At 43.4% G+C, this 12,251-nt stretch carries 12 protein-coding genes, 1 tRNA gene and 1 riboswitch; of the genes, 3 read left to right on the top strand and 10 right to left on the bottom strand.

Annotated features, from left to right (window positions below):
- Positions 1–44: 44 nt before the first annotated feature.
- Positions 45–695: a response regulator transcription factor gene (locus tag Q3W13_RS22940; protein WP_302867997.1), complete on the bottom strand. Its 651-nt coding sequence runs from the start codon at positions 693–695 to the stop codon at positions 45–47.
- Positions 696–1,240: 545 nt separating this feature from the next.
- Here Q3W13_RS22940 and Q3W13_RS22945 point away from each other — a divergent pair.
- From Q3W13_RS22945 to Q3W13_RS22955, 3 genes are all read left to right on the top strand, one after another.
- Positions 1,241–1,480, top strand: a complete 240-nt coding sequence (locus Q3W13_RS22945; RefSeq protein ID WP_302867998.1) for a helix-turn-helix domain-containing protein — start codon at positions 1,241–1,243, stop codon at positions 1,478–1,480.
- A 177-nt stretch (positions 1,481–1,657) separates the two neighbouring features.
- Entirely contained in the window at positions 1,658–2,566 is a 909-nt protein-coding gene (locus tag Q3W13_RS22950) for an NAD(P)/FAD-dependent oxidoreductase (protein WP_302868000.1), read from the top strand.
- A 33-nt stretch (positions 2,567–2,599) separates the two neighbouring features.
- Positions 2,600–3,196, top strand: coding sequence for a short chain dehydrogenase (locus Q3W13_RS22955; RefSeq protein ID WP_302868002.1), 597 nt, complete (start codon positions 2,600–2,602; stop codon positions 3,194–3,196).
- 12 nt (positions 3,197–3,208) lie between these two features.
- Here the strand turns inward: Q3W13_RS22955 and Q3W13_RS22960 are convergent, their stop codons facing one another.
- The 9 genes from Q3W13_RS22960 to Q3W13_RS23000 form a co-directional block, all read right to left on the bottom strand.
- Positions 3,209–4,072: a helix-turn-helix transcriptional regulator gene (locus tag Q3W13_RS22960; protein WP_302868004.1), complete on the bottom strand. Its 864-nt coding sequence runs from the start codon at positions 4,070–4,072 to the stop codon at positions 3,209–3,211.
- A gap of 57 nt (positions 4,073–4,129) precedes the next feature.
- Entirely contained in the window at positions 4,130–4,348 is a 219-nt protein-coding gene (locus tag Q3W13_RS22965) for a hypothetical protein (RefSeq protein ID WP_302868006.1), read from the bottom strand.
- A gap of 227 nt (positions 4,349–4,575) precedes the next feature.
- Positions 4,576–5,169, bottom strand: coding sequence for a dihydrofolate reductase family protein (locus Q3W13_RS22970; RefSeq protein ID WP_302868007.1), 594 nt, complete (start codon positions 5,167–5,169; stop codon positions 4,576–4,578).
- Between the two features lie 256 nt (positions 5,170–5,425).
- Positions 5,426–6,448 (bottom strand): LLM class flavin-dependent oxidoreductase, encoded by a 1,023-nt coding sequence (locus Q3W13_RS22975; RefSeq protein ID WP_302868009.1) that lies wholly within the window; start codon positions 6,446–6,448, stop codon positions 5,426–5,428.
- Positions 6,449–6,696: 248 nt separating this feature from the next.
- On the bottom strand, positions 6,697–8,289 hold the full coding sequence (locus tag Q3W13_RS22980) for a PQQ-dependent sugar dehydrogenase (RefSeq protein WP_302868010.1): 1,593 nt from the start codon (positions 8,287–8,289) through the stop codon (positions 6,697–6,699).
- A 16-nt stretch (positions 8,290–8,305) separates the two neighbouring features.
- Positions 8,306–9,301: a sugar phosphate isomerase/epimerase gene (locus Q3W13_RS22985; protein ID WP_302868012.1), complete on the bottom strand. Its 996-nt coding sequence runs from the start codon at positions 9,299–9,301 to the stop codon at positions 8,306–8,308.
- A gap of 477 nt (positions 9,302–9,778) precedes the next feature.
- A complete protein-coding gene (locus tag Q3W13_RS22990) occupies positions 9,779–10,666 on the bottom strand; it encodes a serine protease (protein ID WP_302868015.1) in 888 nt (295 codons plus the stop codon).
- Between the two features lie 288 nt (positions 10,667–10,954).
- Positions 10,955–11,042: transfer RNA gene (locus Q3W13_RS22995), tRNA-Ser, on the bottom strand.
- Between the two features lie 298 nt (positions 11,043–11,340).
- On the bottom strand, positions 11,341–11,661 hold the full coding sequence (locus Q3W13_RS23000; protein ID WP_302868017.1) for a hypothetical protein: 321 nt from the start codon (positions 11,659–11,661) through the stop codon (positions 11,341–11,343).
- A gap of 171 nt (positions 11,662–11,832) precedes the next feature.
- Positions 11,833–11,898, top strand: a riboswitch (Fluoride riboswitch).
- Positions 11,899–12,251 lie beyond the last annotated feature (353 nt).

Raw genomic sequence — 12,251 nt, forward strand, 5'->3', positions numbered from 1 at the left:
TCACAAAATCGCTATTCTGATTGCGGCGGGCCGTGGATAAAAAATCAATTGATTAAACCATGCTGAATGGCATAACGGATGAGTGATGCAGTGTTTTTAGTATTGGTTTTTTCGATAAGCGCCTGGCGGTAATTCTCAACCGTGCGCTTGCTGGTGAACAGGCGGTCGGCAATTTCCTGGTTAGTCAGGCCTTCGGCCACAAGCATTAAAATTTCTATCTCCCGGGTTGAATACTCTATGCCGGTTTCCATTTCATGTCTACTGCGGTCAGGTTGCTCTATTAGCCGGTCAAGAAGCCGGAGAGACAGCTCGGAGCAGATATACCGGCTATCTGTGTGAATGTGCCTTATCGCGAAGATAAGCTCATCCGCACTTATGTTTTTCAGCAGGTAGCCGCTTACACCGGCTTCAAAAGCCTGCACCACGTATCGTTCGTGATCAAGCATGCTTAACACAACAATTTTTAACGGCAAACTTCTGGATGTTACCTTTTGAGCCATTTCGATACCGTTCATCACCGGCATATTGATATCGGCAAGAATGATATCGGCTGTTAGTCCCCCGTCAAGGAGGTCAAGCAGCTCCTGGCCGTTTAGTGCCTCGCCTACTACTTTAAAATCTTTTTCCTTTTCCAGCAGGTTGCGGATGCCGTCGCGCACTATATTATGGTCCTCCGCTAATATGATATTGATCATGCCCTCTCCTTTTTTAACAAACGCTAAAATAGGTGAAATAGGTTTCTAAACAGGGTATTAAAATTGAGGAAACCGTAGCTGTGGTTAATACCTGAACCGGTTTGAACTCGCTAAATCGGCCATATAACACAATTGCGTGCGTTTTAAGGCAAAATGATGAAAACAGCGCAGAAAAAACCACAGGGAAAAATAAGTATTTAGCGCAGTGAAAAAGAGTATTAACCCATCAAACTGTACACTATAGCTAGCGTTATTTTTACATGTAAAGTAATGCGCCCTGAGTTCTGCTTTGCCTATCCTTAATTTATGACCGAAGAGTGGAATCGTGCGAGCCCGCTAAACACATTTAACAATAAAATGAACTAAACCTTACAGAATCGGTATGGCAAGCAAGAAAAAAGTAAAAGAAAGCTCCCTGCATCTGTGGATGACGATAAAAACAATGCCGGGAACGGAAACATTCAACAGCCCACTCTTACAGAAGTGAAGACAGCCTTAATGAACGATTTGAAATATCGTGTAAACAGAAACCGACTTAAAATAGTATGAATATCCCGGAAATATTGCACCATATCAGGGTCAAACGCGAAATGTTAAAATATTCGCAGGAATACCTTGCTGCGCGGATGGACATATCGCAGCGAACCTACAGCAAAATTGAAAACAATGAAACTGAGCTGACCATTGGCAGGCTGATTGAAATATGCGATATATTGGATATTAATATCTGCGTATTGCTCACGATAGCAGAACGCGATCCGCGCCCGAAAGCTTGTTGCGAGTGATTAATGAGAAAGTATTTGATACCTAAAGCCTTTTCGCCCCATACCAATTAATTTTATCAGATTAGATAACTTAGCCCTGATCTGCGCCGAACATTAAAACTTGTCCTATATAAACCCCCATTCGTCCTATCGGCGGGCTTTTATGCTATGTACCTTTGTTTAGTAAAAACAGATCGTATGAAAACCCAGCAAAAATTTGATGTTATTATCGTTGGCGGCAGCTACTCCGGCCTTGCCGCCGGCATGGCTTTGGGCAGGGCATTGCGCCGGGTGCTTATTATTGACAGTGGAAAGCCTTGCAATGCACAAACCCCGCACTCGCATAATTTTCTTACGCAGGATGGCCAACCCCCCGCCGCAATTGCTGCTCTGGGCAAAAGTCAGGTTAAAAAATATGGCACCGTTTCTTTTTTGGACGGAATGGCGCTAAAGGCTAATGCCACAGATGGTGGCTTTGAAGTGAAGATAGCTACAGGCGAAACATTCAGGTCAAAGAAGTTGATTTTTGCCACCGGTATCCGCGATATGCTGCCGAAAATTGACGGTCTGGCCGAATGCTGGGGAATTTCGGTATTGCACTGCCCTTTCTGCCATGGCTACGAGGTCAGGGATAAAAAGACAGGTATTATTGGCAACGGGAACCATGGGTTTGAACTGGCTGGCCTGATATCTAACTGGACTAAAGACCTTTCCATTTTTACAAACGGCCCGGTTGAGTTTACAGGGCAACAAATTGCTCAGCTGGCAGCGCGCCATATTGACATTATAGAAATACCCATAGCTAAGCTGGAACACACCGGCGGCAATATCAGCAGCATACTTTTGGAAGATAGAACCAGGCTGCCATTAACCGCTGCCTATATCCACAGCCCCTTCAGGCAGGCTTGCCCTATTCCCGAGCTTTTAGGCTGTGCCCTTACAGAGGATGGTTACATCCAGGCAGACGCGGCGCAGCTTACAAGTGTTCCCGGGGCTTTTGCCTGCGGCGATAGCGCAAGCCGGGTGCGCACCGTTGCCAATGCGGTTGCTGCCGGCACTACCGCCGGCATAATGGCAACCCGGCAACTGATAGCCGAAGAGTTTTAACGCCCGTAAAATCTTTATTAATTTTTATAAAAAATGAAAATCATCATTGTAGGCGCCACTGGCGCCATGGGACAGTATTTGTCCGCCGCATTAGAACAAGAGCACCAGGTAATACGCGTTGCAAGCAAAGGCGGCGATATACAGGCGGATATTACCTCCGCCATATCCATCGAAAATATGTTCAAAAACGTTGGGCCATTTGATGCACTGATATCCACAGCCGGTCCAACTTATGTTGGCCCATGGGCAAAAATGACTGGTACGGAGTTCCGTAAAGGCCTGGAAGGTAAATTGATGGGACAGATAAACTTAGTACTTATCGGTCAGCATTATATCAATCCTAAAGGTTCCTTTACATTAATCACCGGGGCGTTAACTGAAGAGCCTCAGAAAAATTTCGCCAATGCTTCGGCTGCCAATGGCGCCGTGGAGAGTTTTGTGCGTGCAGCAGCTATTGAGCTGGAAAACGGCATACGCATCAATGCGGTAAGCCCGACCGTGATAGAAGCTTCGCCTCAGTATTTTCCATTTTTCCCCGGCGAGATACCCACTACCATGCGCGAACTGGAATTTGCGTTTCGCAAAAGCGTTTTCGGCGCTCAAACCGGCAAGGTAATCAGAACCTATTAACACTATAAATATTTACCCGGAGCGATGCCTGAACGCTTCGGGCGAATACTGTGTATGCTTTTTAAAAAACCGGATAAAATAGGATACGTCTTCGTAACCTAACTGTTCAGCAATATCTTTAACCTGGTTTGATGTGGCCAGAAGATAACGTTTGGCTTCAAGAATAACCTGTTCGTTTATCAGTTCAGAGGCGGTTTTGCCGATCGATGACTTAGTAATCTCGTTCAACTGGTAGGCAGAGAGATGCATGAACTCAAGGTAATCGGCAACCTGCTTATGAGTGGTTATATATTTTTGCAGTAATTCCAGAAATTCTTCAAAACGTTCCTGTTCATAAGTACGAGCGGCAGTTATCGCAAGAGCGGGACTGTTGCTCTGGCGTATATATTCAATGCAAAAAATATCCAGGTTCGCCCGGATTATCTCATTGTAACCCAATTCACGTGCTGTATATTCGTTAAAAATATACGTTAAAGCGTTATAAATCTTACCGAACCGGCTGGATTCCAACAAACAATAATTTTTATAACTGGCCTTCCTCAAATACTGGCCTGATGATTTTTGATCCGGCGGATAATATTCATGGTCAAATTCAACCAGGTAACCTGTCGAGCCGGTTTTCAACTCCAGTTGATGGACCTGGCCCGGACGCAAAAAAAATACGGTGTTGTCCGATACCTCGTAAGCAGTAAAGTCGATTTCGTGGCGGCCATGCCCTTGTTGTATGGCCAGGATAAAGAAAAAGCTATGCCGGTGCAGATTATGTAATAAGTCGGTTTGGCCCATGATATCCTCCACGCGGCGAATTTTAAACCGCCCGCCGGTTGGCTGCACCTGCGGGGGTAAAATCAATTGCCGAACCGGGATATTTTTCATGAGGAGCAAAGTTTACATTTGCCTGGTTTGTTCCACATAAAGATACCGGAATTTTTGTTATTGCTTCTTCGGTGCAAGTAATTTGATCGCGGATTCGAGGAGCGGAAGCCCCGCGAGGATCATCCAGGGAACCAGTATGACGGTTAGTACCAGGTTACGTGCAGGCAAAGGTAAATCTGTTAACTGCGGGCCTATTAAAAATGATAGTAAGGTGATGGACGGGTATATAACCAGCCATATCTTAAACATAGCCATAACTTTTGCTTTCGTTTTCATTGTTTGCATATTGATGTTTCAATATGATACAAAGCTCCGCGTAAAGCGGAGATGGCAATAGGACGGACAGGAAGTTTTGCAGGATATATCGAAAACGCGGAAATGGGACTACAACCCGCGAAGCATGGAAAACGAAGGCCTGACGAATACTAACCCAAAACAGCCCGTTCGGGTGAAATGCTTTTCCCCCAAACGGTGCTGTAATGAATGTAACTATCCGGGCCGGATTATGCGCCCATGTTACCGGTTTCTACCTGACCGGCCCGGGCGTAATTCGCGAATATAACGCCGTTTGGTGTAATATGGCTTTCGGTTAGTTTAAAGGCTGCGGGGATGGTTCCATCGCTGTAAATCGATTTTCCTTTACCTAAAAGCACAGGATAGGTTTTGAGCCAAAGCTCATCCACTAAATCATGCTTCAGCAACAACTGAACCAATTCGCCGCTACCCCATACTTTAATATCGCCGCCGTCTGAGTTCCTGAGCTTTTTGATATCCTCTACGCCTGTAAGAAATACTGAATTTTGCCAGTCCGACTCTTTCATAGTGTTTGACAAAACGTATTTGGTTACCTGGTTTATACCAGGCCAATAGTCGGCATGCTGTGGCCAGTAGCCGGCAAATATTTCAAACGTTTTTCTGCCCAGGAGGATATCTGTGGGTTCCATTTGTTTCAACATCAGTGAATTAGTCGACTCATTAGCATAGGGGGCCGACCAGCCGCCATACTGAAAGCCGCCGGCTGTATCTTCCTCCGGACCGCCCGGCGCCTGCATCACCCCGTCTAACGAGATGAATGTTAGTACAATTATTTTTCTCATGACTGATTGAAATTTGTTTTTTAGTGATTTTGTTACAGTACAAATTTCAGCGCTTTGCCAACAATTCCTACGGTGGGGACAGGACAAATAAGGGGGGAAGTTATGACAACAGGAGGGTCGGTCGTTAATGAAATAAGATATCCAAACTACTCAATAGCAAATCTGCAGAACACCTGGTAAGTAAGATTATATTAAAGAAAAAAGGGAATAAACCATTTAAATTATTCCCCTTGATCAGTAAATGGACCTTAATTATCTAACGCCACCCCAGCCCCGGCGCCACATGTTCTAAAATGGAAGACAGTACATGTACATTGTAATCAACACCGAGCGTATTGGGTATAGTTAAAAGTAATGTATCCGCTTCCTGTATCGCTTCGTCGTTAGCCAGTTCTTTAATCAATTGGTCCGGCTCTGCGGCGTAGCTTCTTCCAAATATGGCGCGTTTATCACTTTCAATATAACCAAAACTATCAGACGCTTTACCTTGCTGTCCGAAATAAAACTTGTCCTGGTCGTTTACCAAAGCAAAGATCGACCGGCTTACCGAGACCCTTGGCTCACGGGTATGGCCTGCCTTTTTCCAGGCTTCTTTATACAACCTTATTTGTTCTGCCTGCTGTATATGAAATGGCTTCCCGTTTTCATCAAATTTCAGGGTTGAGCTTTGCAGGTGCATGCCGTTTTCAGCAGCCCAAACAGCTGTTGCATTCGAGGCTGCTCCCCACCAGATACGTTCGCGCAGTCCTTCAGCATGCGGTTCTAAACGCAATAGCCCCGGCGGATTAGGGAACATAGGATAGGGGTTAGGCTGTGCAAAGCCTATACCGTCTAACCTTTCTAAAAACTGCAGCGCTTTACGTCGTCCCATTTCCGCGTCTGTCTCTCCTTCGCCGGGCTCATAGCCGAAATAGCGCCAGCCATCTATCACTTGTTCCGGTGAACCCCTGCTGATTCCTAACTGTAATCGCCCGCCCGAGATCAGGTCGGCCGCGCCGGCATTCTCTATCATATATAAAGGGTTTTCGTAACGCATGTCAATTACACCCGTGCCTATCTCGATTTTATTGGTTTTAGCGCCTATGGCTGCTAGCAAAGGGAATGGCGAAGCCAATTGAGCGGCAAAATGGTGCACCCGGAAATATGCGCCGTCTATGCCGATTTCTTCGGCTGCAACGGCCAGGTCAATGGACTGAAGCAGCGTGTCGGTGGCGGTACGGGTTTTATATGCCGGATGATTTGACCAATGCCCGAAAGATAAAAAGCCTATTTTCTTCATAAGTTTTTTAAGGCCTGAAATAGCCCATGTAAAGATAACAATCATCCCCGCAGGAATGTTGACTGGGCACGCTGAGGCCGAGGATATGTCTTTAAAACGACAAAACGGATTGATCCGGAAATGTTTTCAGGATCAGGGAGCTATAAGCTACCCTTTTGTGGATAGCTTTATTTGCTGGTGGAGAGCAAGGAAGCAACGGTAAATGCGTTGCGGGCTCTAAGTTGATAATACTCAATAGTTGTTATTCGTTATTTGGAGGCTCTGTTCCTGGCAATTTCGTAGGCGTGCACAGCACCTGCATGATTTGAAAAATTTGATCGTATATAAGTTAAAACAGATGCCATGTCATTATCGCTCATAAATTTAAACGAGGGCATCTCCTGGTTATAAGTTTGCCCATTAACTGATAATGGCCCCGTCATTCCGTTTAAAACTAATTTGATGAGTTTGCTTTTATTGCCGGATACTATAGTTGACGCTGCCAGCGGCGGAAATGTTTTTTGCAATCCGGCTCCGTTTGGTTTATGGCATGCTGCGCAGTAATTTGTATATAATGCTGCACCTTTTGGCATCGCCACATTTGCGGTTAATAGCTTAGGGCTAGTGCTTTTGCTAAGGTTTAGCTGTGTTTTATTAAGGGTTGCTTTTTTGTAAACCTTAATGAGCTTATCATCGCCGGGTTTTGGGAAACCAGGTGCGGGGTTCCAGTCGCGGTTACTGGTTGATAAGTATACATCTCCATTAGGCGCGACACAAACATCGCGAATACGGCCGAATTGGTGATCGAAAAATATTTTATCAGAAACTATACTTGTGCCACTGGGGTTTAATTTAAGAATATGTAAACTATTGCCTTTTAATGTTCCCATTATAATAGAATTCTTCCATTCTGGAATGGCGTTTGAGTTATAATATTCAATGCCTGATGGAGCTATGGTTGGCGTCCACGCTATTAATGGTTCTGTGATATTATTTACGCTGCAAAAAGCTTTTTCTTTAGGCAAATTACAAAAGCCCTCCACATTGGGCCAGCCATAGTTACGTCCTTTTACAATAATATTGATTTCATCATCGCTGGCATCCCCATTTTCTGAACTATATAATATGCCGTTGGGTGCAAATGCAAGTCCCTCGGCATTGCGGTGTCCCATCGTCCACACCGGGCTTCCTTTAAATGGATTGTCGCCGGGTATGCTGCCATCAAGGTTTAACCGCAATATTTTGCCATTTAAATGACCCGGCATCTGGGCAAAGCCCGGGTGGCCTGAATCACCTGTGGTTAAAAATATTTTCATGTCCGGCGAAATGATTACCCTGCAACCGTTATGATAGGTATTGCCCGGGATGTCGCTGATGATAGTCTTTGGATTAATCAGTGAATCGTTTTTGTAAGTATACCGAACCAGTTTTGATAAAATAGATGAATCTCGAAGTGTGGTATCAGTTAGCGCTGCCGGCTTTAAGTAAGTATAGTCAAGATATACATACGGATAATTTTTAAAGTTGGGGTGTATAGCAAAGCCCAGCAGCCCATATGACTTCTTTTTATAAACATCCGGGATATGGAGTAATATTTTGCTTTGCCCGGTTTCCGGGTTTACTTTACTTACAATGCCTCTCTGCTGAGTCATCCATATCCAATTGTCGGGCCCCCAAATTATTTCCCACGGAACATCCAGGTTTGCAGCTATGGTTTTCGCTGCCAGCACAGTAGAATCTAATTTAACGATAGTGGTATCTTGCGTATTGGATTTAAAAGCGTGTCGCCAAAAAGATGCAGGCCGCATGCTGCTTAACAACGCAAACACTATTATAGCAGTAAATAATATTTTTGTTTTCATTTATGGCTTGATCATATTAAAATAATTCAAACTCTTTAAGCCAATCCTTTAAAGTAATCAGATCGGTTTTAATAGCTTTTATTACTTCGTTTTGCGGAAGTGTAAGCTTTGCAGCGCCATTTTCTGCGCCGCCAAGGGCATATTCGATATGCAATGAAAGGGGTAATCGCATGTCGTATTTTTTAATTAATGCAAAATATCTTTTGAAATCAACCATACCCGTGCCCAACGGTACATTCTCCGCCATCCATTTTCCGTTCGTCTTTTTCCAGATAAAATCCTTGAAAGTAAGAGACCCTATATGGTTTTTTAGTAAGTTAAAATTAACAGGCCATGCCTCGGCCCCGTCAACGGTAGCATGTCTTATATCAAATTGGCAACCAATATATCTGGAGTCCAGATCTTTTATCGCTAACCAAAGATCCCAAATAGATGCGCCGAAAAAGCTGGTGTGATTTTCATAATCTCCATGTATGTCATAGTCTTTGTTTTTTACGGCCAGGTCATCAAAGCTTCTCTTAAAGTGTTCTATATTACTTAAAGTATCTAACCGGCTATCATAAGTATACCAACCCATGCGGTAATTTTTAATCCCCAATTGTGTGGCTGTTTTTAAAATACTATCGGTGTGTTTGTAGCCGCTTTGAATATCTGTTGTAATCATGTTTACTTTCAACCCCGCTTTTCCTATCTCAGATACCGCAGCGGGCAGATCTGTTGTAACACGTTCCGGCAAAACATGCCCGCCCGCCCTTACCGTAAGGTCTATTCCATCAAATCCCAGCTCGGCAGCTAAATGACCCATGTCATGATAATTAAGCCACTGCATGTGTTTTGAAAAAATATTTACGGTTATTTTTTTATCAGCAGGCTCGGCATTATAAGCAGCTGCCAGGCTTGTGCTATCCGTTCCGGAAATTTTTCCAAACAAAGCATCAAACCCAAAAGGCAGTGCGAGCATTGTAAACGCCGAATTTTTGATAAAGGATTTGCGTGACAGTTTATTTTTCATAACAAAAGGTACACCAAAAGTAGTGCGTCAGGTTACAGATAGTTAATGCTTTTTTAACAAAAAGTAAGGCAAAAAACATCAATCTTGCAATACATATACTTAAAAGTAGCATTACACCATCAATAGCATGATCAATTAATTAAGCAAGGCTCGGGAAGTGAATATGCATCACTAAAGCTTACTCAGTTGTTCCACTCTAAATAAAGCAATGTTGGTTTAAGAAAGAAATTGAGCGCCAAGAACCTGGTTTAAAGTTGTATCCGAAACCGGATCGCAACTTTATATGCATGCAAGTGAGCCCACATGATTAAAAGAAACCCTTACAAAAGACTAGACGGTTTTGTAAGGGTTTGATATAAATTTGCGGAGAGGGAGGGATTCGATTTTGAAAGATTTTGGTTAGAAATCAGCTTCATTTCATACTTAAATCCCCCCGTTTACCAAAGTATTTTGGCAGACTTTCGGCAGAGTTTGAAATCATCTACGAGGTTGTTGTTTGGAAATTATATTAGTTAGAATGGGCTTGAATGCCAACAGTTCAGAAGCTTTAATTACTATTGCCACATTTATCGGTATGTTAGTTGTTGTTGATATATGTTGATTGTTGTTTAGGTTAACTTCACCCAATACAGGTGCATTTATTGACTGAACGTTTATTCCAATTAGTTTCAGTCGACTACCTACCACTAATCCGCCCTGCCTTGTTCCATAAGAGCCTTGGTTATAAAGAACAACGGGGGAACCGCTCGAGCCGGGAAATATTGGTATGTCTAACAAAAAATGCGGTTGCCCTGAATAATTAAGGTAAATGGGTGTCGCAGTTAACCCCTTCCTAACAACTGGCAAGTTGTTGACGCTATCCCAAAATCCTACAGGATATCCTATCATTAAAGCTTCTTCTATTGCAGTGTATCCATCCAATTCCGCCTGTGTGGGTAAGTCGGTTTCATTGAAAACTACTCTAAAGGGATCTTTGCCAGTTTTTACAATGTCACTTATGATGGGATTCAGCGCCATTATAGCTAAATCCTCTGTAGGGTGTTTTACCCATCTTTGTGAGAAGTTAGTTACCGTTTGAGTTATTATGTGACCATAGTTGGGGCGTCTATTTAGGTCTTCCGTAAATCTTAAAACTCCACTTATGGAGCCTTTAATTACGTGGTAATTGGTGACGATGCAAGGTATCGTATCTTTACCTATAGCGAATTGAAAGAAAAAGCCAGAGCCAGTTGACGTGAATGGTATCCTTTGGCCGTTAATTACTGTGTCTCCATGGCACTCTATCCTTATCGTTGAATTGACGAGGAGTTCCGATAGAGAGAGATTTTGAGAATTTGCTTTGTTGCCAATGGCAGCAAATGCCAAGCACATTGATTATTAAGAATAATTTTCTGATTGTGAAAGGTTTCATATTATCTATTTGTTCAGAAATACCTAATATTTAAGATGTTCCCAATATTACTGCATGGCTTTTTTTGTGACCAGGGATTTTCCCCAATAAGTAAAAATAAATTTGGTTTTACCATGTTTAATTCTAGAGTAGTAAGGATGCCATTTTTCATGTTTTAAAGGTATAAGTTTGGCAGAGTTGTGGCAATGAAAAAGCCTGATAGTTCGCTAAATAGCTAATTATCAGGCTTTATAAATTATCAGCGGAGAGGGAGGGATTCGAACCCTCGATACCCTTTAGGAGTATACACACTTTCCAGGCGTGCTCTTTCGACCACTCAGACACCTCTCCTGGTTGGTTGTAGCAGTTATGAATTGTTGTAAAAATTGAGGTAGTTAAACCTTTATTCAAATTACCTGCTAAAGCCGGAGCGCAAATGTAAAATAAATTTGCTTTACCGGCTAACAAAATATACCACCAAACATTTACCCTCTACAACCTCTACAACCTCTACAACCTCTACAACCTCTACAACCTCTGCAACCTCTGCAACCACAAAAAACGCCCGCAGTAAATACTACGGACGCTTCATGAAAACTTAACCTATACAAAAACTATAATCACTATTCTTAAAAGTCTGGCCGGCGAATTATCTTACCCTGTAATTGTGTTTATGGCGGTAAATAGCGCGGCTGGTACGGTTTTCTTCACGGCGCAGGTGGCGGCGTTCAGAACTGGTTACGCGGCCATCGGCGCGGGCCATACGGCGGTCGCGGGCAATATTGCGCTCGCGGCTGCGAAGGTGACGGGCCTCATTCCGGGTAAGCTCATGGCTGCGCACGCCCTGGTTAATCCGTCGTTCCTGCATGCGGTGCCTATGGTTAATTACAGGGGTGCGGGTTTGCGCTTCGGCCATGGAAGTGATGACAATCATGGCCACCAGTAAACCTCCGAATATCTTGATTTTCATATTTTTCTGTTTTGCGTTTGTTATAATAATAGAGTGCATTTATGACGAAAGGTTTAATGTAACCTGTTTTATCGGGTGATCGCGGCATCAGCCTGCCAGCTTTGAGGTAATTATGATGGTTGATATGTTAGCAATTAATTTACATTTCATTATATAAATCATTATGTTTGTATAATCAACGGAAATGGTGTCTTCCGTTTAAAATAACCGCCACGTGCTGATGACGCCTGCAAAATAACCGGACATTCCCATGCTGGGCTTTGTCGTTAATACTGTTTGCAGGTGAAAAAAGTAACCCTTCGTTGTCATATCTCCCAAAAATTGTTCGCCGGTATAAACCGGTATTTGCTGCAATCAGGTATAGGCAGGCCTGTACTTCACACGCTGTTAACGCCGGGTAGTATAATTGAGTGCTTTAGCTTATCTTTCCCAGCCAATTATAGCACCTTACGAAGTTTTTTCACTGAGAGTCCGCGCCCAAGTCGCCCCCGTCCCGGATACAGCCGTTTGTATGGAGCGATGCAGAGAGGAGCATACTTGAACTTTCCGGAAGACGAATTTTAAACATACAGAGATTGCCAGTAAATTTA

The organism is Mucilaginibacter sp. L3T2-6, from assembly GCF_030519355.1.
Taxonomy (GTDB): domain Bacteria; phylum Bacteroidota; class Bacteroidia; order Sphingobacteriales; family Sphingobacteriaceae; genus Mucilaginibacter.